This is a genomic window from Stenomitos rutilans (genome assembly GCF_059505485.1).
This window is the reverse complement of record NZ_JCACKR010000090.1, coordinates 194,675-216,307: the sequence shown is the minus strand read 5'-3', so window position 1 is coordinate 216,307 and position 21,633 is coordinate 194,675. Positions and strand designations below refer to the sequence as shown.

The 21,633-nt window shown below is 50.1% G+C and carries 17 protein-coding genes and 1 pseudogene; 8 read left to right on the top strand and 10 right to left on the bottom strand.

Annotation, left to right across the window (positions count from 1 at the left end):
* Positions 1 to 269 precede the first annotated feature (269 nt).
* Together AC5JLP_RS17130 and AC5JLP_RS17125 are read left to right on the top strand one after the other, a co-directional pair.
* Positions 270 to 1,811: pseudogene (locus tag AC5JLP_RS17130) on the top strand (ankyrin repeat domain-containing protein); the annotation flags it as partial.
* Positions 1,812 to 1,878: 67 nt separating this feature from the next.
* Positions 1,879 to 2,175, top strand: a complete 297-nt coding sequence (locus AC5JLP_RS17125) for an ankyrin repeat domain-containing protein (protein ID WP_496069143.1) — start codon at positions 1,879 to 1,881, stop codon at positions 2,173 to 2,175.
* Between the two features lie 116 nt (positions 2,176 to 2,291).
* Here AC5JLP_RS17125 and AC5JLP_RS17120 read toward each other — a convergent pair whose 3' ends face one another.
* The 3 genes from AC5JLP_RS17120 to AC5JLP_RS17110 all read right to left on the bottom strand — a co-directional run bounded on the left by AC5JLP_RS17120 (position 2,292) and on the right by AC5JLP_RS17110 (position 5,468).
* On the bottom strand, positions 2,292 to 2,600 hold the full coding sequence (locus AC5JLP_RS17120) for a hypothetical protein (RefSeq protein ID WP_496069142.1): 309 nt from the start codon (positions 2,598 to 2,600) through the stop codon (positions 2,292 to 2,294).
* Positions 2,601 to 2,792: 192 nt separating this feature from the next.
* Positions 2,793 to 4,892: a biosynthetic arginine decarboxylase gene (speA, locus tag AC5JLP_RS17115; RefSeq protein ID WP_496069141.1), complete on the bottom strand. Its 2,100-nt coding sequence runs from the start codon at positions 4,890 to 4,892 to the stop codon at positions 2,793 to 2,795.
* 84 nt (positions 4,893 to 4,976) lie between these two features.
* Complete coding sequence (locus AC5JLP_RS17110) at positions 4,977 to 5,468, bottom strand: hypothetical protein (RefSeq protein ID WP_496069140.1); 492 nt, start codon at positions 5,466 to 5,468, stop codon at positions 4,977 to 4,979.
* A 364-nt stretch (positions 5,469 to 5,832) separates the two neighbouring features.
* On the opposite strand from AC5JLP_RS17110, the gene trhO reads away from it, so the two are divergent.
* Both trhO and AC5JLP_RS17100 read left to right on the top strand, forming a co-directional pair.
* On the top strand, positions 5,833 to 6,702 hold the full coding sequence (trhO, locus tag AC5JLP_RS17105; RefSeq protein ID WP_496069139.1) for an oxygen-dependent tRNA uridine(34) hydroxylase TrhO: 870 nt from the start codon (positions 5,833 to 5,835) through the stop codon (positions 6,700 to 6,702).
* A 28-nt stretch (positions 6,703 to 6,730) separates the two neighbouring features.
* Entirely contained in the window at positions 6,731 to 6,895 is a 165-nt protein-coding gene (locus AC5JLP_RS17100) for a hypothetical protein (protein WP_496069138.1), read from the top strand.
* 134 nt (positions 6,896 to 7,029) lie between these two features.
* On the opposite strand, the gene AC5JLP_RS17095 is transcribed toward AC5JLP_RS17100, so the two are convergent.
* Positions 7,030 to 7,467: an SRPBCC family protein gene (locus tag AC5JLP_RS17095; RefSeq protein WP_496069137.1), complete on the bottom strand. Its 438-nt coding sequence runs from the start codon at positions 7,465 to 7,467 to the stop codon at positions 7,030 to 7,032.
* A 61-nt stretch (positions 7,468 to 7,528) separates the two neighbouring features.
* On the bottom strand, positions 7,529 to 8,110 hold the full coding sequence (locus tag AC5JLP_RS17090) for a Crp/Fnr family transcriptional regulator (RefSeq protein ID WP_496069136.1): 582 nt from the start codon (positions 8,108 to 8,110) through the stop codon (positions 7,529 to 7,531).
* A 118-nt stretch (positions 8,111 to 8,228) separates the two neighbouring features.
* Between AC5JLP_RS17090 and AC5JLP_RS17085 the strand changes: the two genes are divergently transcribed.
* On the top strand, positions 8,229 to 8,843 hold the full coding sequence (locus tag AC5JLP_RS17085) for a Uma2 family endonuclease (RefSeq protein ID WP_496069135.1): 615 nt from the start codon (positions 8,229 to 8,231) through the stop codon (positions 8,841 to 8,843).
* A 43-nt stretch (positions 8,844 to 8,886) separates the two neighbouring features.
* On the opposite strand, the gene AC5JLP_RS17080 is transcribed toward AC5JLP_RS17085, so the two are convergent.
* Genes AC5JLP_RS17080 through AC5JLP_RS17070 form a run of 3 tightly spaced genes read right to left on the bottom strand, consistent with a single transcriptional unit; the run spans position 8,887 to position 12,740 of the window.
* On the bottom strand, positions 8,887 to 9,729 hold the full coding sequence (locus AC5JLP_RS17080) for a DUF928 domain-containing protein (protein WP_496069134.1): 843 nt from the start codon (positions 9,727 to 9,729) through the stop codon (positions 8,887 to 8,889).
* On the bottom strand, positions 9,726 to 12,338 hold the full coding sequence (locus tag AC5JLP_RS17075; RefSeq protein ID WP_496069133.1) for a CHASE2 domain-containing protein: 2,613 nt from the start codon (positions 12,336 to 12,338) through the stop codon (positions 9,726 to 9,728). The genes AC5JLP_RS17080 and AC5JLP_RS17075 overlap by 4 nt, the downstream gene beginning before the upstream one ends.
* A gap of 21 nt (positions 12,339 to 12,359) precedes the next feature.
* Positions 12,360 to 12,740: a trypco2 family protein gene (locus tag AC5JLP_RS17070; RefSeq protein ID WP_496069132.1), complete on the bottom strand. Its 381-nt coding sequence runs from the start codon at positions 12,738 to 12,740 to the stop codon at positions 12,360 to 12,362.
* 339 nt (positions 12,741 to 13,079) lie between these two features.
* On the opposite strand from AC5JLP_RS17070, the gene AC5JLP_RS17065 reads away from it, so the two are divergent.
* Entirely contained in the window at positions 13,080 to 17,264 is a 4,185-nt protein-coding gene (locus tag AC5JLP_RS17065; RefSeq protein WP_496069131.1) for a CHAT domain-containing protein, read from the top strand.
* A gap of 189 nt (positions 17,265 to 17,453) precedes the next feature.
* Here the strand turns inward: AC5JLP_RS17065 and AC5JLP_RS17060 are convergent, their stop codons facing one another.
* A complete protein-coding gene (locus AC5JLP_RS17060; RefSeq protein WP_496069130.1) occupies positions 17,454 to 18,116 on the bottom strand; it encodes a class I SAM-dependent methyltransferase in 663 nt (220 codons plus the stop codon).
* 389 nt (positions 18,117 to 18,505) lie between these two features.
* Positions 18,506 to 19,432: a 16S rRNA (cytosine(1402)-N(4))-methyltransferase RsmH gene (gene rsmH, locus AC5JLP_RS17055; protein ID WP_496069129.1), complete on the bottom strand. Its 927-nt coding sequence runs from the start codon at positions 19,430 to 19,432 to the stop codon at positions 18,506 to 18,508.
* 252 nt (positions 19,433 to 19,684) lie between these two features.
* On the opposite strand from rsmH, the gene AC5JLP_RS17050 reads away from it, so the two are divergent.
* Both AC5JLP_RS17050 and AC5JLP_RS17045 read left to right on the top strand, forming a co-directional pair.
* Positions 19,685 to 20,869 carry an NAD(P)H-quinone oxidoreductase subunit H gene (locus AC5JLP_RS17050; protein WP_496069128.1) on the top strand — a complete coding sequence of 395 codons (1,185 nt, stop codon included), beginning with the start codon at positions 19,685 to 19,687 and terminating at the stop codon, positions 20,867 to 20,869.
* A gap of 161 nt (positions 20,870 to 21,030) precedes the next feature.
* The gene (locus AC5JLP_RS17045; protein WP_496069127.1) at positions 21,031 to 21,609 is read left to right on the top strand and encodes a DUF2808 domain-containing protein; all 579 of its coding nucleotides are present in this window, start codon (positions 21,031 to 21,033) and stop codon (positions 21,607 to 21,609) included.
* The last annotated feature ends 24 nt before the right edge of the window (positions 21,610 to 21,633 follow it).

Genomic DNA, 21,633 nt, shown 5'->3' with positions numbered 1-21,633 from the left:
CAATCGCACCCGAACGTTGGGTATCCGTCTGCTATTATTTCACCTTCTGACTACTTTCTGGTGGCTGGCTGAGCGACTTGGTGAGCAAATTGATCAACAGATATTATTGATCGTCGTCTGATGGTGATGCTTTGAGGCTAACCGTACACATAGCGTAGCACTGCCGTTTGGCTGGAACACAGGGCGTTGATTTGACTCTTGTAAAAGCATAGAAAAATCAGGGCATTCTAAGGAGACATTTGGTTCAAGCCTGATGGCAGAGGTCTTCTATGAGTGCAGCGCAACCCATTCCTTTACTGTATAGCGGTCAAGCCGGAACCTACTTCGGCACCGAATATGAAGGCTTACCTGCTGAGGTGCATCCCAGCATTCACGCCGTTGGGCAACTGCTCTTGAGCCAAGGGTTAGCGTATTTAGGCAAACTCACCAGCTCCCAATTTTCTCAGGTCGAAGTGTACGCCTATGCCACGCCCGATCGCCGTATCGCGGTCTCAGTCATGGCAACAGAAGCGGGGTTAGGTGGCATTGATTGCGTTTCTAAGTTTCTGGACGAGAGTTTTCTCACCACCACCACCGTGCAAGTCCTGCACAACGCCTACGACGAACAAAAGCTCTTTCGCCTTTCCTTCCCTGGCTTGAACGCTGTAGAACTGTTGGAGCAGCATTTGACGTTTGTACAAGAGTTTGAGCAGCGGTATGGAGCAGCACAGGCGCTCTTTGCCGATTTGTTAGCGATCGCGCAAATGGTGGATGAATACACGACCCGTCAGCAAGCCAATGTGGGGCATGGTTGGTTACAATTCGCGGGTGGCTTTGCCCAGGCAAGTGTGAGTTGCATGATGGGCGATGATGCGGCAGGGGGCGATGAAAATGATGAGGACGAGGACGACGATAAAGAACTTGACGACGATCGCATTGCATACGATGAAGACAACGCATCACCGCTGATTCGAGCCATTCTTCAAAATGAGTTTGCTCAGGTTGAAGGGTTGCTAGCAGCCGGTGCAGAACTCAATCCCAGTAGTTGGGAGGACGAAGTTCCCCTTGTCGCAGCCGTTTATCGGGGCGATCCGGTGATGATTCAAAAGTTAATTGCCGCCGGAGCAAACCTGGATAAACTCGACTTTTCCATCAATGTTCGCCCGATCGGGATGGCGATCCAGCAAAATCGCCCCGATCTGGTCAAGTTACTACTTGATGCTGGCGCTTCCCCAGAAGGAGGCAATCTTGAGGAAACCGGATTGGCAATTGCGATCGAGCAAAATAATCTGCCCCTCTTGCAAATGCTGTTAGAAGCAGGCGCAGATCCAAATGCAGGCATGGAAGATGACTATCGAGTGATTATGCTGGCGGCATTACGGGGTCGCTTAGAAATGTTGCAACATTTGGTGGCTCACGGTGCTGATGTTAGCGCCTGGAGTCAGGGTGAGACAGCGATTATGAGTGCGGCTTGCGGCGCTCACCAGGCTATATACGACTATCTCTATCCTCTTGTGGATGAAGAAACCCGTCGCCATGCTGACAAGCATGGACAAAAGAAAATTGCTCAAGGGATTAAAAGCAAAGCCCGTGAAGCCAACAAACTGGCAGAAAAACTGGGGGATGCTGCCCTGTTTGGCAAATCAACCAAAGTGCAGCAACTGCTGGCAGACGGTGCAGACCCCAATGCCCTTACCGAATGTGGCAAAAGTCCGCTGATGATGGCGGCGATGTATGGTCACACAGGCGCGATCGCAGCCCTCCTGGATGCTGGAGCCGATCCCAACCTTGGTAGCGACGAAGAGTTTGAAGAAGGCACAACGGCGTTGATGTACATTGCCAGCAGTTTCTTTGCTTCTAATCGAGCTGAGGTTGAATTACAAAGACGGCAACGCCCTGGTGGCAGCGGCGGGCAAAGGGAACGTAGCGATGGTCGATCGCCTGATTCAAGCCGGAGCCGATGTCAATTTAGGCTGGGAAACTGGGTCTACTCCGATCGCAGATGCCGCGTATCAAGGTTATCTGGATGTGGTTGAACGACTACTAGCAGCAGGGGCAGATCCCTTTCAGCGTACCCATGATGATGAGTTTCATGATGCCTTGGACTACGCTCGACTTGGACAAGCTGAAGGACACCATCCAGGCAAAGACCACGCGGCAATTATTGAGCTTCTGAGCCGTCAACCGCGTGGGTAAGGACGATCGAGCGGTCACTATCACAAGGCGCGATGAGCAACAGTTGCGTTCTTTATGTTGTGATCTTGCAGAGCGATTCGGAAAGATGCGATCGCCCATGCAGCCAGCATTCTCAATTAAGGCTGGGGTGGCAGTAGGCGATCGATAATGCCTGCCAAGCGATTAATGGCTTCCGATTGACTATGGTTGGTTGCCTCCATCGCGGTGGCAAGCCGATCAATGCTGTGGCTTTGCTGTTGTACGGTCTTCGCCAATTGATCGATACGTTCGCCTTGCTTGTCGATCGCTTCCAGTTGTTTTTGGGCAATTTCTGCCTGCGCCTGCACTAAGAGCTTGAGTTCTGTTAAACCCTCGGTGAAGTGTCCAACCTGGTCAATCAGAATGTCGATTTTATCTGGGGTGTCAGGGCTTCCGTGATCAGTCATCGCGTTGACCAGAGGCGTACAGGAGGGCATTATACGATCGCATTTTAAGAGTCTATACAGCTCATGCTTTTCTCTCGTAATGTTCTCATCTGTGGTTTAACCCTCTGTAGGAATGTTACATGTAACGTCCCCACAAACGAAAACAACGTGTTTGAAACATTTCTCATGATGGCAAGCCCTACATCGCAAATCCTATGCAGACAGATAAGTATAGCGGCTCAGGCTACGCTCGTAGTTTTGTAGCAGCAGTTGAGAGTCCTGGAGGGTAATGCGCTTTTCTCGTAGTGCCAGTTCGGTTTGCTGACGAATGCTTTCGATCAGATCTTCGGAGTCGTACTGTACATAACCCAACACTTCCGTCATCGTGTCGCCTTTGACCACATGTTCAATCTCGTAACCTTTAGGTGTGAGATGAATGTGTACCGCATTCGTATCACCAAACAGGTTGTGTAGATTGCCCATAATTTCCTGGTAAGTGCCGACGAGGAACATGCCCAAGTAGTAAGGTTCGTGGGAGTGAGGGGCAGTTGTTAGTTGTTGGTTGTTAGTTATTAGTGAATGAGCGCCTTCTGACTCCTGACTTCTGACTTCTGACTTCAGTGAATGCAATTCCAGTACAGGCTTCACATCTTTCAGGTCGATGAATTGATCGATTTTGCCGTCGCTGTCGCAGGTGAGATCGGCGAGAGTGGCACGTTTAGTAGGCTCCTCGTCGAGGCGGTGAATGGGCATAATCGGAAAAAGCTGGTCGATCGCCCAGGTATCTGGTGCCGATTGAAAGACAGACAGATTGATGTAGTAGATCGATGCCATGATCTTTTCGAGATCTTCCAGGTCATCGGGGACGTATTCTTGCTGACGAGCGATCGCCAGGATCTTTTCGCAGCAGACCCAATAGAGGCGTTCGGCTCTGGCGCGTTCAGGCAGGCTGACGTAGCCAAAGTTGAACAGGCTGAGTGCTTCTGCTTTAAACTGAGTTGCGTCGTGGTACGCCTCTTGATAGTTCTCGACAGTGATAGACTCGTAGGTTTCGTAAAGATTGCGAATGATCAGGTGTTCGGTTTCTTGCACAGGTTCCGGTACGCCAGAGGGGACTTCGCTGGTGCTGAGCACGTCGAACACGAGGACAGATTGATGCGAGGTAATCGCCCGTCCGCTTTCGCTAATCAAGGTTGGTACGGGTAACTTGCGCTCGTCGCAGGCTTCCTTGACTTCAGCAATCACGTCATTCGCGTAATTCTGCATATTGTAGTTTTTGGAAGCGTAGAAGTTGGTTTTGGAGCCGTCATAATCCACGCCCAAGCCGCCACCGACATCCAGATATTTCATGTCTGCGCCCAGTTTAGCCAGTTCCACATAAATTTGGCTGGCTTCTTGAATAGCAGTTTTGACAACGGCGATCGACGCGATCTGGGAACCAATGTGGTAGTGCAGCAGTTGCAGCGAGTCCAGCATGTTCGCCGCGCTGAGTTGCTCCACCGTGCTGAGAATTTCAGGGATGGTCAAGCCAAACTTGGCGCGATCGCCTGCTGAAGTTCCCCAGTGCCCCACATCTTTGCTGCTGAGTTTGGCACGGACACCGAGAATAGGACGAATACCCAGCTTGCGACCCGCTTCAATCACCAGCGGCACTTCTTCAATTTGCTCCAGCACAATGATCGGGGTTTGTCCCAACTGCTGTGCCAGAATTGCCATTTCAATGTATTCCCGGTCTTTGTAGCCGTTGCAAATCAGCAAGGCACCAGGCGTTTTCAGCGTTGCCAGCGCGATCATGAGTTCGGGCTTGGAGCCCGCTTCTAAGCCAAACTGGTGAGGTTTGCCAAATTTGACGAGGGCTTCGACGAGATGCCGCTGCTGATTGCATTTAACAGGATACACCCCCCGATACACGCCGGGATAGTTGTACCGCGCGATCGCCTTTGCAAACGCGGCATTCAAGCGTTCGATGCGGTCTTCGAGAATATCCGAGAACCGAATCAGCAAAGGCAGACCAAGATTCCGTTGCTTGAGGGCATTGACCAGTTCAAACAGGTCGAGTGAGCCCCCACGATCGCCTTCGGGAGAAACGGTCACATGTCCGGCAGCGTTGATCGAAAAATACGGTTCGCCCCAGCCTGTGATGCGGTAGAGTTCCTCACTTTTTTCGATCGACCAAGTGGCTGAAGTACGGCTACCACTGGTTTCAACGGTGCCGTTGCTTGTCTGTTTAACAACATTTACGGTTGAACGATCGCTTGCCTCGATCGCGCCCGTTTCTGACCCCGCCTTCGCAGCAGTTGACCGTGCCCCCATTGTTCCTTGCCCTCGCAATCATCTCTGAAGTGCTAGTCTACCGCATCCCTTCTGATGTCGTAGGTAAGGTAGGGCACCCAACACTTATTCAGAGTCTAGCTCTTCGGTTTTAGGCGTTGGGGGTGTTGAAGGCGTGAAGGTGGGCGCGGGGGTTGGGCGTGGCGGGGGTGTCGGCGTGGGGGTGGGCGTGGGTGTAGCCGCAATGGGCGCACGGGTTGGCAGCGGCTCAGGCTTAGCTTCAATGCCAAGCTGATTTCTGGCTGTAGCAAGTGTGCTGGCAAGCGCTGACTTACTGGCTTCGAGTAGCCCCTGGCCCGCATCTTGAGCTACGCGATCGGGATTCGGCTTCTCAAAATTGTTGATCCATTCGCGGGTGCTCCAGCCTGTGCGGTAGCCCGTTCGCCAGATCCAGTCGCCAAACACCAGCGTCAAACAGATAACCAACCACAGCAGGTAGCCTGTTTCCTTGAGAATCAACCAGGTTGTGGAAACCGTTTGAGTGTAGGTTGCGCCAGTGGCGGGGTCTTTGATAATGCCCCAAACTTTTGCTGCTTGTGATTGCACTTGATTATTCATCTCATCATCTCCTCATGCCCTGATTTAGTTATAAGCGTCAATGGTGGTGCTGTAAGTGCTGCTGCTAGATTTTTAGCCGCAACTATCGCTGACGGCACCAGAGACGCACTTGCTAAAGATGTTCGATCCAGATCATACATACTGCGATCGCACCACGACGCTAAGTTCTAGTGGCTACACGGTACGATCGTCTTCACTAGAATATCTAAACTGGTCTAAAGATTCCCTGCCGTAGGCTAGATCTCTACGTTGCTTAATCTCTCATTTCTTTGCAGCGAGTAATTTTTGAAGGCTGGCAAGCTGAGACAACGGCAGAGTTGGGATTCGCGGCCCGGTGGTGAACGCCAAAGCGATTGATAAACCCATGACGGTAGTTGTTGCGACACTTTACAAATTTATCAGCCTCCCGGATGCTGCCGAGAAGCAGTCGTCCTTGCTAGCACAGTGCCAGTTAGAAGGCGTGAAGGGGACGATTTTGCTAGCAGAGGAAGGGATCAATGGCACGATCGCAGGCTCACGTGACGCGATCGATGCGGTATTATCCTTTCTGCGCGCCGATCCTCGTTTGACAGATTTAGAACATAAGGAATCGTTTGCTCAGTCACAGCCGTTCGATCGCATGAAGGTACGACTGAAAGCGGAAATTGTGACGATCGGCGTACCTGAAGCCAATCCGAATACTCAAGTTGGCATCTATGTCGATCCAAACGATTGGAATGCACTGATCGCCGATCCTGATGTCACTGTGATTGACACACGCAACGACTATGAAGTGAGCATTGGCAGCTTTCAGGGAGCAGAAAATCCTCAGACGCGATCGTTCCGTCAGTTTCCAGAATATGTCCGCACCCACCTCGATCCTGTAGAACACAAAAAAGTCGCGCTCTTCTGCACAGGTGGCATCCGCTGTGAAAAAGCGTCTGCGTTTATGCTGACGCAGGGCTTCGAGGCGGTCTATCACCTCAAGGGCGGCATCCTCAAGTATCTGGAAGAGGTGCCTGCCGATGAAAGCTTATGGGAGGGCGAATGTTTTGTCTTCGATCAACGGATTGCCGTGCAGCATGGGCTAGAACCTGGCACCCATGAGATGTGTCGCGCCTGTGGACATCCTATCTCTGAGGAAGACAAAGCTTCTCCAGACTACGAAGATGGGGTTGCCTGTCCCCATTGTGTTGATCAACTCACAGAAGCCAAACGCACTCGTCAAGAAGCACGACGACAGCAAGCAAGATGAAACTTTTCAGCACGAAGGGCAAATCGTTATGAACGGCAAAGACTTGAGCAATACCTCTCGTACTAATTGGGCAGCACTCGAAGCAATGGATGACGAAGGCATTGACTATTCTGATATTCCACCCTTGACGGAAGCGTTTTTTGAAAAGGCTACTGTAAGAATTCCCGCCTCTCAAGCACAGCGACTGGTTTAGATTGATTCAGATATTCTGAGATGGTTTCAAGCCGAAGATAAAGATTATCAAGCCTTAATCAATTCGGTTCTACGCGGTTACGTAGACAGCAACGGTGGACGATCAGCAGTATAGAACTCAAATTTTGAGTCCTGTTAAGCTGTTTCAGCAACTTGCTTTAAACGCTCCAGCCAGCTTTTTAGCGAGGTATCCAGCGTTTTTTGCATCATGCCCTTCAGCAAACCGACCAGCCAACCATCAAAGGATTCTTCGGTTTTAACCAGCACTCCATTGGGTTGCGGTTCTAGAATCCAGACATGAATGGCGCGTGTGCCAAGTGCTTTGCCTGTCCAACTCAAGCGGTGCTGAGGCTGTACCTCTTGCAGCGTCGATTGAATCGCAGTGCCACCAGACTTCCAACGAAAGGTCGAACCGGATTGGAGTAAGCCTTCTAGCTTGGCTTCTGCAATGGCTGGATGCCAGGTAGGCCAATGGTTGATGTCGGCAAGGAGTTGCCAGATTTTCTCACTGGATGCGTGAATGAACAGTTCGTGACGCGCGATCGCAGGTGCATTTGCATTAATTTCCATCATTGTTCTCAATTGCAGCAAGATTATGCTATCCGCCCTCCACAGCCCATTGCATTGACATGGGTTAAGAAAGCCTGCGCTGATAAATTCTTCGCTTTAACCGACTGAGCGATTCTGCTTCAATACCCAAATGAGAGGCGAGATAATGCTGGGGCAGCCGCTGCAAAAGCTGTGGCTCTGTTTCCAATAAACACAAATATCGTTGCTCTGGTGTATCGCGGTACAGGGACAGCAACCGATCGCGCAACCGAAAGGCCAGATGTTCAACAAGCAGCCGCAGTAAGCGTTGACCATCGGGTGCGGCTTCCAAGGTTTGCATGACCTGTTGATTGATCAGCAGTACTTCGGATGCTTCGATCGCTTGGCAGGAAAAGCAAGCTGGCTGCTGTTGCCGGAAGCTCTGGTAGTCGCCAAAGACATGCTTTTCAGGCTGGAAAAACAGCGTGAGTTCTTTACCGTCTTTGAGAAAAAACATCCGTAAGCAACCCTTCAGCGTGAGGCCGACAAACTCACACCGATCGCCCTCCTGAAACAGAAACTCTCCCTTTCGCAGTTTCTTTGACATGAGAAGCGGCTCTACCCGATTCCAGTCAATGGTGAACTGGGGCGCAATCTGTCGAACAAACGTTTCCAAAGGTTCATGCATACTCACAATCATGCATAGTGGCAACCTTGTTCTACTCAATCTACAATCAGGGGCGATCGTACTACATAGAGGACGCGCTAATCGCCTAGTATGAAAGGACGAATTTGACGTGAATCCTATGGCTCCTCAACTTCTGTCTTCATCGATTGACGAACAATCTTTGCCAGAACAGCGCGTGGTGCTTCAGGGTGTAAGTTGGCAGCAGTATGAGATTTTGCTAGCTACCCTGGGTGATGATTTCCCTGCTTTGCGGTTGAGCTATCTGGAAGGCGCGTTAGAAATTATGACCACATCGCCTCTGCACGAAGAACTCAAGAAAATGATTGGGATGTTGATGGAGGCATACTTTCAGGAAACCCGCACTCGCTTTCATGCTATTGGTTCGGCAACGTTTCGCAAGGTTGCTAAACAGCGGGGATTGGAGCCGGATGAGTGCTATTGCCTGGGGCAGAAAAAGGAGTTTCCTGATTTGGCAATTGAGGTTGTACTGAGTAGCGGCATGGTGGATAAGCTTGAGATTTACCGAGGGCTGGAGGTTACGGAGGTATGGGTGTGGGAAAATGGACGCTTTGCAATCTATCATTTGCGGGCTGAGGTATATGAATTAGTTGCAGTGAGTGAGTTGCTACCAGATTGTAATGTTGAGCTGTTAGCGAGGTATGTGAAACCAGAGGAGCAGTTTGATGCAGTGATGGCGTTTCGTGAGGCACTGAAGGCGCGATCGCAGAAATAGCCGCACTTTACCAAAACCTCGGAGGTTTAAGCCAGTCTGTTGGTCACATTGCTTGATTCTTGGTGAAACCCCCCGAGGTTTGCGGAAGTGGAGAGGTTAGCGGCAGTCGATAGGTGTTCCAATGATCTGAGACGGGTTTGGTCAGCCCAAGCAGATGTAATGTAGACATCCAGGTTGCTTTAGCTTGAGAATTTTGAGGCTTTTGCCGTTGAAACTCTGCCATAGCGGTCAACATCTCGTGCCATAATGCTGCATTGGCATAAGCTGAAATCACTGTTAACTCATTCTTCTGTTGCAACTGACGGTTGAGTTCTGGGGTTAATGACACTCGTTGTACCCAACCATTAACGGTTGCGTCCCCAGAGCGGTTGGCTGCATTACAAATAACGGAAAAAACCCAGCGATACCGTTTGCCTTCCTGCAAAGCTGGCATCGTGTTGGGTAGTTGCAGACGCACAATGCCTGGTTGCTGAGTGAGGAGAAATTTTGCAGCATAGACATCCTTTTCGCTTTCATCAAAGATCGCAAATTCAGCATTGCGGCTTGAGGTTGGCACGAAGGGAACATAAAACCAGAAGATGGGACGGTCTTGAATCGTCTTTTCGACAAATGGAGTTCCATCAGGTGTTGCAGGCACGAGTGCCGTTAGGGGTGGTTGGGGTGGTTGGATCGTGGGACAGCGATCGCGAGTGGCCCCACCTTTTTGTCGTCCAGCGGGCGACTCCCGATTACGATTATCGCGTGGAGTAAAAAAGCGAAGAATTTGCACTAGAAGATTTGGCGATCGAGCTGGCTTAGCTAATGCTTCAGGAACATAAATTGTAGATATGACAATAGCAATTGCCAAAGCATGGACAAATTTGACTTGCTTAAGCCAGGGGTTCATACACGTCCCTCAGTATCAGATTCTGTGAAGCTTTTGTCGGCGTAAAACTTGACTAGAAAAACAAAACTACCTGTAGGAATTAAGACAAATAATGTAGGGATCAGTGGCAGCCAGAGTCGGAGAAGAACAAATGCAAGAGTACAACTTGCTACCAAAATACTCGATACCGTTGCCAGGGATAAAGCAAATAGTAGAAAACGGTAGCTTTTCCAAACAAGTAAACTACTGCCGACTGTCCAACCCACAACCCAAAGTAATTCTGCTGCTGAAGGCAAGTACCAGATCATACGCTGCTTATCCTCAACAACTCTCAGGATCTGACCAACCATTTGTGCATGGATGATAATTCCCGGTACTGGGTTATCACTGAGAGGTGTATGCCAATAGTCCCGAAACTCTGGATCGGTGACCGCAACCATGATAATCCGTCTCTTTAAGTCCTCATTAATACCTTTTTCTTCAAGAATCTCAGTCAGCGTTTTGGTCGTAGCAATCTTTCTGACTGAACCTTCTGGTGCCCGATAATCAAGCAATACTTGATGCCCCCGATCGTCGAAGTTCCAATACCCCCCTGCTGGGTAATTCATGGGAGTAAAAAGAGTATCACCAAGTTTGTATCCTTCATCAGTTAATTCTGGCTCAACGCTCAAGTATTTCATCGCTAACTGAAAGCTAAAGGCAAACCCAGCCTTACAAGGAGATGTCGCATCTGGTTTCATTGCAAACAGATAGCGCCGGATAACTCCACCATTAGCTCCACCATCTTCCAGGTAAATAAAATCACTAAAACCCTGACGCTCTAATGGCAGCTCAGGAGGAGGAGCATAGGCATCAGCTTCGTAATCTGACTGATCAGAAGCTTTGCAGACAGAAACAATTTTTTGATCTGTTCTCAAACGCCGCTCTAGTTCGCTATTGGGTTCAGCAGCAAAGGGGCGATAGACATCTAGCCCGATCGCCTTCGGTTCGTAACGGTCAAGCGTTTGCAATAGTTTAGTAATGACGTCATCTGACAAAGTGGCTCGCTCCTTTGTCTGTCCTCCTCCCCATCGCTTCACGTCATTCTTATTGATCTCAACAATCAACAACCGATCATCCGGTTGGTCATTGATTCGTATGTTGAGTAACCTGTCAAACGCCGCTAGCTCATAAGGTTGCAAATTTCCTTGAAGGCGTAATCCAAAGACAATGCTCGTTACCCCCAAACTTACGATCGAAACGCAGCGATACCAGGAGCGTCCAAGCCAGCCAACAGCTTGCTCAATTGGTTTAGAAGCTTTGGTTGTTGGTGAGAAAACATCAGACGGGTGGGTGATTGCAAACAACTGCCCCCCGCCATTGTCTCGCCAGCGCAAATAAAGCACCGGACGATACCATTGGTTTCCTTCTGCACCCATTGCTTCTCTACCCTGGCTTACCGCGATCGCCAGCGCATTTTTTTGTCCTAATGACCGATAAAACTGTTCTGCGAACTGGGCTGCTGATTGCACACTGACGGAATATTGCATCGCCACGACCGCAGGAACCCGATGGCTGATCAAGTTTTGGGCCATACCATTAAAGAGAGAATCGCCTACAACAGACATCCCAGATTGACACGCACTCAGCACTGTCAAGGCAATTCTGTTGGATGAGCGAGTGCCATCAGCAAAACTCGTTTGTTGGAGCAATGCCCCTAATGCCGCTGCACTAACATAGTCTGGCTTCCCGTCTTCTTGCTCAAAGACCAGATAGCCCTGAGCATCTGGCAATGCTGTCCCGCAAATTCGACAACGCTCAACTTTGATTCCCTTATGGATAGCGCGGCACTGCTCATTGACACAGCGCTTACCAAACAAGCCGTGCCCATCAAAGTGCAGTACCTGAGGGTAGGCATCTCCAGTCTGTTCTGTCAGATATGCCCTCAAATGCCTGAGCGTTGAGCGCTCCAGTTGCACTAAGCGGATGTCTCCTGTTTGCGTTGCTTTTTCCAATCCCTGCTGAATGGCCTGTTGCTCGGTTGTGGAGATTGGCTTCAACCCTTGAGCCACATCGGATGCAGAGGACGAGACCAGCAAAACCGTGATTTGCTTGGTTGCTGGTAGGTTTGGCGGAACCGTGTCATGCGCGATGTAGCGGGAGAACGTCACCTGATGTTGCGCGAGAAACCGTTGACCATCGTGGATCAGTTCCCAGGGATAGTCTGCCAAGCGCGATCGCGGAGTAGAATTGGCATCAAATTTTAGGCGGATATGCAAGCGTATATCCTTGCTCTCGGCAAAGCTTAGAGCAGACTGCAACCGTTGCTTGACCACACTGTCTTGGGGAAACAACGCCTGATAGAGCGATCGCCCAATCGTTTTCAATCGGGTGGGATGCAGGGTCTGGCGATCGTTGGAAAGAAGACCTGCATGAACCATCCAGGCTTGCTCATTTGGGATTTGAAAGTTGTCAGGATCGAAGGCGGTGGACTCCATCGTTTTGAGTAGGGTTGTCCGCCAGTCATGCTCCCCCTCAAAAAATGGTAGTAGTGACTCAACCGAGCCTTCCCCCACAGAAGACTGGCTCACCGTTACTTTGAATTGGTTGGCGGCTTCACCAGGAGCAAGATATAGCTCGAACAGTTCCATCCACTTACCTCAGTACAGTCGCTAGAATTGGTCGCCAAGCCGACTGCCATCCTCAACGGTCTTCATCAAGCCTTCCAGATTTTGAGCAACGAACTCTTTTAACTGTTCGGGATGTCGTTTGCGGTACAAATCTAACAGCATTTCTTTAGTTAACAGTGGCGAGAGAGTGACTTTCACTTTCTGAACATCATCCCGGCTACCGCCGCCCCCAACTTCCAGGACGTAGATTTTGACTCCACCTTTGCCTTCCTTCTTCACCGTTACCTGCAATTCCAGTTCTACTGAGTCTACTGCCAGGAGGGGAAAATCTACACCTTCACTCTCGGCAGGTGTCAACAACTCCTGTTTCACTTGTTGAATCAGTTCTGCCAGCCCAATTCCAGCCGGGTTCTCATCTGCCATCTCGAACCTCCAAACGGTGAATCTTGAGTGAATATCATCATTCTCAGCCTCACCATACACGATTAGGACTTACGCATTTGCCCCAACCCCAACGCTGGGGGCCTTCATTGGCTCGGTTCCCCCAAAAGTGGGGGCTAGGCTGTGTTTTAAAACTCCTAATCGCTTCGTTGCTGAAGCTTCTGCCCCCCAAATCCCCCAAGATTGGGGACTTTGAAGCCTGTTTGAAAGCCCCCAGAATTGGGGGTGGGGGGCTTTCAAGGGTTTTAAAACACGCCCTAGGGGGCGAAAGATGACCGCTTTTGCGTAAGTCCTTACGATATTATCTAACCATCAATTAAGGTGTTAGAACCTTACGTAGTGATTTTTACTGGTTCTGGAAAAATCACTGCGATGTTCTGGTGTGGAGCAGCAGCAATGGTAGAGCGACGCAGGCGGCTTTTGGTTTGGCAACGTTGGAGCTTCAGACTGTTCTGCTGTTTTCTCGCAGTCCTGACGAGCTTTTTGACGTTGGTGACCCCGATCGTTGGAGTAGTGGCACAAGATCGCTCCCGCTCACCTCAACCCCAACTGAAGCCTTTCAATGGAAACAAGCCCGAACCTCGGGTTCTCATTGCAGAGGTTGTGGTTCGCAGTGGCAAGGAGAAACTACCAGTCAAGTTTATCGATGAAGTCTATCGAGTCACTCAAACCAAACCAGGAAACAAAATAAACAAGGCGCGACTCCAGGAAGACATCAATGCCATTTTTGCTACAGGTTACTTTAGTAACGTCAAAGCAATTCCAGAGGATACTCCGTTAGGAGTCCGAGTGACGTTTGAAGTCGAACTCAATCCAATCTTTCAAAAGGTGCAGGTAGAAGGAACAACCGTTTTACCAGAGGCTGTGGTTGCAGAGGCATTTAGCAAGCAGTATGGCAGCGTACTAAACCTGGTGCAGTTGCAGGTGGGGATCAAGAAAGTTAATAAGTGGTATCAGGATAAGGGTTATGTCTTGTCGCAAGTTATAGATGCACCAAAAGTAACTCCAGATGGCATTGTCACACTCGCTGTAGCTGAAGGCATCATTGAGCGCATACAGATTCAATTTTTGAAGAAAGATAGCGATCGAAAAGATGCTAGAGAGTTTCCAGCGCGAGGAAGAACGTCTGTCAAAGAAATTTTAGCTAAGTCCACCGTTAAAGTAGGAGAAGTTTTCGATCGTACAAAAGTTGAAGCTGAGATTAAACGAATACTTGGTCTTAATCTAGTTGAAGACGTGAGGCTTGCTTTAGAACCGGGACAAGACCCGCGCAAGGTGGTGATTGTCCTTAAAATGATTAATGAATACACTGCCTTACAACGGGCAGCCGCCGCAGCGCTCGATTTGCAAGGTCAGGATAATAGCATTAGCGCGGTTAATCAGTACAAAAAAGTGCTTGAGTTGGCAAGAAGTAATCATTCTAAAGCAGATGAAGCGTTCACTTTGGAAAATATTGCCCATATCTACAAAGAAAACAAGAACTATCGGCAGGCAAAAGATTCCTACCATCAGGCATTAGAAATCTTTCAAGGCTTTAATGCTCGTTTGATGGAACTCATTATTTATATTAGTTTAGGAGAAGTTTATCGTCAGCTAGGAGAACCTGATAAGGCATTAGATGCATACCAGCGAGCATTTCAAATTCAGTCTTCACTTAAGGAAACCTCTGAATCATTCGTTCTGTTTGGCTCACTTCCCAAGAAGTATTATTTCCTGACCGACAAGGAGGAGCTAGGGCCGTATCGATTGGTTAGTTATTTGCAAAAGCCCGCTTTACTTTTTGATCTAGCTACTACCTATGCAGCGATCGGTAGCTATCAGCAAGCGTTTTATGTTCTCGATAACGCCTATCCTGCCCTGACAAATTCTCTCACCAAATTGAACGAGGAACTTTCTCAGTTACTTCATGAGCAATACAAAACGTTTTATGAAAAATTTGAAAATGAAATTAACCAAACGTTCTCTCGTCTCTCTGAAATTCTCATCTTACTGCCGTACAATCTTCTTTACTCCAGCGTCGGCGATCCGGTAGAAGGAAGAATTTATACGGAACAAGCGCAAAAGAAAACTCAAGCGTTATTGGATATCTGGAAGCACTCGATTAATGAAAAGGACACCGATAAAGTTACTCAGTCTATTAAGCTGGCTTTAGACTTCATAAGTTTCTTGCTTGAAGAAAAGAAGAATGATCAAGAAGTAGCGGCCCAGGCACAACGACTTGGCGAATCATTGAGCGCATTAATGAGTGAGACAGACGATAAAAGCTTGCAATCACTAATCCCTGCGGTTCGACCTTACGTTTCATTACTTTTAAGTAGTTTGGGTAAGTTAGATAATGATGAACAATCGTTGCTCATTTCAGATCAAGTCCTGAAGCTGTTAGATGCTTCTCAAAACGGTTCAGGTAAGCAGCCCGACTGGCTAAACTCTAGCGTTCCCTGGATCAAGTCGCTCATGTTCGACCAGCAAGGAGCCGCTTATTTTAGATTACGTCGCTACCGAGAGGCACTAGTAGCCTACCGTCAAGCCGCAGAAGCATCTGGCTCCAGGCAAAATCCAGCCGCTCAGACAACTCCTAGCAAAAATTCTGCCACTCCAAGTGTCAGTGTTTCTGTATCATCAGACTTTGCTTCGCTGTTGCCGTTCTTCCAATCTGCCCAAAGCGCTTCCAGACTGCTAGCCGTTGGTAAAACCTATGAAGCCCTCAACGAACCTGAAAACGCTCGTGCATCCTACGATCAATTCCTAAAACTCCCTCCTACCTCTAGAAGTACGCTAGGAAGTGCTGAAGCCAATTATGGGATTGCTAAAGCGGAACTGCTGCTTGGTAGTGCTGCTAAAGCAAAGGCTGGGATTGAGACAGCGATCGCCAATAGCGAACGGCCTCCTACTACTCTGACTGGAAAAAGCTATGGACCTGGATTCGCCTCTGCCGAAATGAAATACGGATATGGGCTGAAGGCTGAGGGAGGAGGTAATAGGGGTTCGATCGCGGCTAGCTTTGTTCTCTCCAGTGCAACCTTAGATCCCTACACAGCCACTTCAGACAAACCCGATCCGGCTAATCCGTGCAGTACCATCTCAACGTACTTCGCCTGCAAGCAGAACTATTTTGAGTTCTACATCAACTTGCTGCTCAAACAACAGCAGCCCGACGACACTGGAGCTTTTGAGGCAAGTGAGCGTGCCCGTACTGTGACAACTGATGTGTTCCGAGCCAGTGATACGGTTCCAGCCAATCAAACGTCTGAGAACCCACCCAACGGCAAGCCGACCAACTCAAATCGTCAGCCAGGGCGGACTCGTCCAGCCCATTTGCCCGAAATTCAGGCACTTCTGGATGACAAGACTCTGCTCCTGGAATATTTTTTGGGAGACAAGGAAAGCTATGTATGGGTAGTGTCTAAAGATTCCCTCAAGACCTACTCTTTGCGTGGACGCGCAACCATTGAAGCTAAAGGACGAGAATTTTACGATCTGCTCACGGCTCCAACAGGCAGGGTTCGTCCTCAAACCACTGCCAAAGTCGGGAAAGAACTCAGCGCCATGATTTTGGGGCAGATCGCTGACCAACTGGGACAGAAACGGTTGCTTGTTGTGGGTGATGGCATTCTGCAATACATTCCCTTCAGCACGTTGCCTGATCCTGCTGCAACATCTGACTCCAACCCTGATGCACTCAAGGGTGAGTTTGCTCCTTCTATGCAACCCCTGCTAGTCAATCATGAGGTTGTTAACTTGCTCTCTGCCTCAGCAATGGTCGAACTTCGCCAGAATAAAAGCAGCCGTCCAGCGCCAACGAAAGAACTGGCAGTCTTTGCTGACCCAGTATTCAACTACGAAGATAAACGGGTCAATCAAACGGCTCTGGCACGATCCAAACGCCAGACTCACACGATTCTGTCCCAACCAGGGGAGCCGATTTACAATGCATTGCCTGGGACGAAACAAGAAGTGGAGCAAATTTCTCAGTTTGTGGCTCCAGAGCAGCGATCGCAGTTCTTGGGCTTTGATGCCAATTATGAAACCGCGATTAGTGACACGTTAAAACAGTATCGCCGCATCCACTTTGCCACACATGGATTCTTTAACATCAAAGCTCCAGAACAATCGGGCATTGTGCTATCAGCCATTCGTAAAAATGGCGAACTACAGCAAGGCTCGATCACACCCGCCGCTACTCTCAAGATGGATTTGTCCGCAGCCGATCTGGTTGTGTTGAGTGGATGTCGTACAGGGCTAAGTGGAGACCTGATTCGGGAAGGCTTGACTGGGCTAACAGGTGGCTTAATGGCGGCTGGAGCAGAGCGAGTGGTTGTCAGCTTATGGAGCGTCAATGACGAGGCAACTGAAAAGTTGATGACCTTGTTCTACCGAAACATGTACAAAAACAAGCTTTCTCCCGCTCAAGCGCTTCGATCAGCCCAACTGTCCCTATGGCAAGATGAGCGCTGGCAAACGCCCTATAATTGGGCTGCGTTTAACCTCTATGGCGAATGGGAATAGTGCAACTGAGGCTGGGCTTTCGCGAACCTTGAAGTTTTAAACCAGGGATTTGGCATTGGCTGGCCGATCGCTCAACACTCCGAGGGTTCGATCAGCCAGCGTCGTTCAACCGATCGCACTATGAATCTCAACAGCGACGCTCAGAATACCTTCAGTGACGTTTCAAGTCTACGGATGACTCTCTGCACTTCAATGCTTCCTGGCTAACGTCAATCCATCGCCGATCGGCACCATGCTGAGGCTCACTCGTTCATCTTGATGCAACTTCTGGTTAAAGGCACGAATGCTGTTTGTGCTGTTGTCTTGCACTGTGGGATCAGCGACTTGCCCATACCAGAGCACATTATCGATCGCCACCAGTCCGCCCGATCGCACCAGTTGCAGCGATCGCTCGTAATAACCCTCGTAATTACCCTTATCCGCATCAATAAACGCAAAATCAAACGTGCCTGCCTGTTCTGCTGCCAGCAATGCATCCAACGTTTCTAGCGCGGGGGCAATGTGGAGGTCAATTTTGTCGGCAACTCCAGCTTGCTGCCAGTAGCGGCGGGCGATCGCCGTATACTCTTCGCTCACATCACAGGCCACCACTTTGCCATCAGTTGGCAAGGCCAGCGCCACTACCAGAGAACTGTAGCCAGTAAACACGCCAACTTCCAGCGTTTTCTTCGCGCCCATCAGTTGCACCAGCAGCGCCATGAACTGTCCTTGCTCTGGCGAAATCTGCATGCGGCTCATAGAATGCTGGGCAGTTTCTTGCCGTAGCTGGGTGAGAATCTCCGGTTCCCGCAAGGAAACCGAATGGAAGTAATTGTAAAGTCGATCGTCGAGGTTGATTGATTGGCTGGACATGGGGAGAGGAGAGAAGGTAAAGGATAAAAGGCAAGGGCTTGGAGTTTGAGTGGGCAAGCTTTGAACTTGGTGTATCGAGCCTGGAGATCGGAAGGTCGAGGTTTGAACTCGGAAGGTGAAGTGCTGAACTCGAAGTGTCGAGCTTGGAGGGGGAAAGGTGGGGCTTGGAGGCTGGTGTACCAAGCTTAGAACTCGAAACGTCGAGCTTGGAACTCGAACGATGGAGCTTGGAACTCGGAACGTCGAGCTTGGAACTCGAACGATGGAGCTTGGAACTCGGAACGTCGAGCTTTGAGGCCGGAGTGTCGAGGCGTGAACTCGGAAAGTCAAAATTTAGGCTGAAAACCTCCTATTCTGCACTTCACTCCTGACTCCTGACTCCTCTCCCCTTACGCCTCCCCCCTCACCTTTTCTGCAATCCTCAACTTAGCCGATCGCGCTCTCACATTTTCCGCCACTTCATCCTCCTGCGGCAGAATGGGCTTTTTAGTCAGCACGTTTAGTCGCTCCGACTCACGGAAGCGATGTTTGACAATGCGGTCTTCGAGGCTGTGGAAGCTGATGATAGCGAGTTTGCCACCCGGTTTGAGCCAGTGAGGGGCGCGATCGATGAAGGTTTCCAACACGCTTAATTCTTGGTTGACGGCAATTCTCAACGCCTGAAAAACACGGGTGGCGGGATGAATGCGCCCGTAGCGATAGGCTTTGGGCACCGAGTAGGCGATCGCCTCTGCCAGTTCTGTCGTCGTTTCAAACGGTCGGCGTTCGACAATGCGGTGGGCAATGCGGCGTGAAAGCCGTTCTTCACCGTAGGTGTAGAAGATGTCTGCCAGCTTCGCTTCATCCCAGTGGTTAATTATCGCGGCAGCAGTCAGGTCTTGCTGCTGATTCATCCGCATATCCAACGGGGCCGTGTGGCGAAAACTGAAGCCGCGATCGGGAATGTCAAACTGCGCAGAACTCACGCCTAAATCTGCCAAGATGCCATCGAACTGCTGCTCTCCTGGCTGAAAATGCGCAAAATTGGTGTGTTGAAACTGAACGCGCCCGTTAAAGGCTGACAATTTGGTCTGGGCGGCTGCGATCGCTTGCTCATCTTGATCGATCGCCGTCACCTGTACCTCTGGAGCCGCTGCCAGAATCAACGCGCTGTGTCCACCTCCACCCACCGTTGCATCCAGGTAATGCCCGCCCGATCGCACACCCAACCCGTCTAGCACCTCACGACTCAGGACGGGAATATGCACAAAAGCGGCAGCTAGCGACGGATCAGGTAAATCAGTCGCCTCGTGGGGTGAATCTTGTAGAGATGCCATGCAAGGGGTAGGTGAGGAATCAGGAGTCAAGAGTCAGGAAAGACAAGAGCGTTCGACCCTACTCTATCGTTTTCCGCTCAAAGCTTGATGCGTTGTCGTCAGCTTAGACACCTTCTCTGGGCGAACAGTCCGTATAATCTAAGAGAACACGCATAAGTTCTTGGTTTTTAGTGGTTAGGTGTTAGATATGCTCTTCGCTAACAGCCAGCAACTAAAAACGAACCAACTGCTCACACGGGAGATTGTCCAGCTATGACAATGATCGAGACGAAGACAGAACCTATGGTGATCAACATGGGTCCTCACCATCCCTCGACGCACGGCTGTTTTCGCCTGGTTGTGACGCTGGATGGTGAAAATGTGATCGACTGTGAGCCTGTGTTGGGCTACCTGCATCGAGGCATGGAGAAGATTGCTGAAAACCGTACCAACATCATGTACGTCCCTTACACCAGTCGGTGGGACTACTATGGCGGGATGTTTAATGAGGCTATTACCGTCAATGCAGTCGAAAAATTAGCCAACGTCCCCGTACCCAAACGCGCTAGCTACATTCGCGTCATCATGCTGGAACTGGGACGCTTGGTCAACCATTTGTTGTGGCTTGGCCCTTTTGTGGCTGACCTCGGTGCCCAAACGCCATTCTTTTACACCCTGCGCGATCGCGAGATGATTCTCGACCTGTACGAAGCGGCGACGGGCTACCGGATGGTCAATCACAACTATTTCCGTATTGGTGGCGTGGCGGCGGATGTGCCCTACGGCTGGATTGATAAGTGCTCCGACTTCTGCACGTATATGATGCCAGTCGTGGATGAGTACGAGCGGCTGATTACCAACAACCCCATCTTTCGGCGTCGGCTGGAAGGGGTTGGCGTGCTGAGCCGCGAAGAAGCGATTAACTGGGGTTGTTCTGGGCCGATGCTCCGGGCTTCTGGCGTGCAGTGGGATTTACGTAAAGTGGATCACTACGAATGTTACGACGACTTTGACTGGAAGGTTGCCTGGGCAACGGAGGGTGACTGCCTCGCACGCTACGTGGTACGGATGGCAGAAATGCGCGAGTCGATCAAGATCATTCAGCAGGCGATCGCGGGGCTACCGGGCGGGCCTTTCGAGAATCTGGAGGCTAAGCGCATCGAGTCGGGACCGAAGTCAGAATGGAACGAGTTTGACTACCAGTACATTGGCAAAAAGATTGCACCTACGTTCAAGATTCCCAAAGGCGAACATTACGTCCGACTGGAAGCGGGTCGTGGCGAAATGGGGATCTTCATCGTTGGGAACGATAATGTTTTCCCCTGGCGCTGGAAAATCCGTCCGGGTGATTTCAATAACCTCCAGGTGCTTCCCAGTTTGGTGAGAGGCAACAAGGTTGCTGATATTTTTGCCATTCTGGGCAGCGTTGACGTGGTGATGGGATCAGTTGATCGTTAACCGATAATCCCGTTAGGGACACGGCAGGTAGGGACATGGCAGTGCTATGTCCCTACTTCTTTTAGTGCTGCTGAACACGATCGCCAACCACGATCGCCTTCATCCAAAGCATGACAGCAATTTGCGGCTGAACCTGCTAGAACAGAGGTGTACGCAATCGGATGCAAGCTATGAACTGGCGATCGCGCTTGGCAGCGGTAATCGCACTTTCTCTGGGGGCAGTTGGGTTTGTGGGTGTTTCAGCGCAAGCGGTGAAATTAGCCAATGGCACGACCGCTTTTGTGCAGCCACCCCGTTTAGACGGCGCGATCGCCACGCAAAAAACCGCTCGCTTTTTAGGATCAACGTACTATTTCACGCTGACACTGCCTGCAACGGCGGGAGAACCGCTGCAAAAAGTGGTCATCTCCCCCCAAGAAGCACCCGATCGCGTGTACTTTGATGTCAACCAGACCGAAGCATTTGAAGGCACTGCCGAACGAGAAGGGACCAAGATACCGCTACAGACGGTCACTCAAGATGCAAAAACACAGGCGATTACCGTCATGTTTGATCCTGCGGTGGCGGCTGGTAAGACACTGACCATTGGGCTGCGCGCTGACCGTAATCCAGATATAGGCGGTACCTACCTGTATGGTGTCACCGCCTTTCCACCTGGAGAGCAAGCCTATGGGCAGTTCTTAGGCTATGGCCGTATCCAGATTTACGATAACGGCCAAAACTCTTCCTTTCGCCGCTAAAGCTGAATGTCTCTAAAGGGGGTG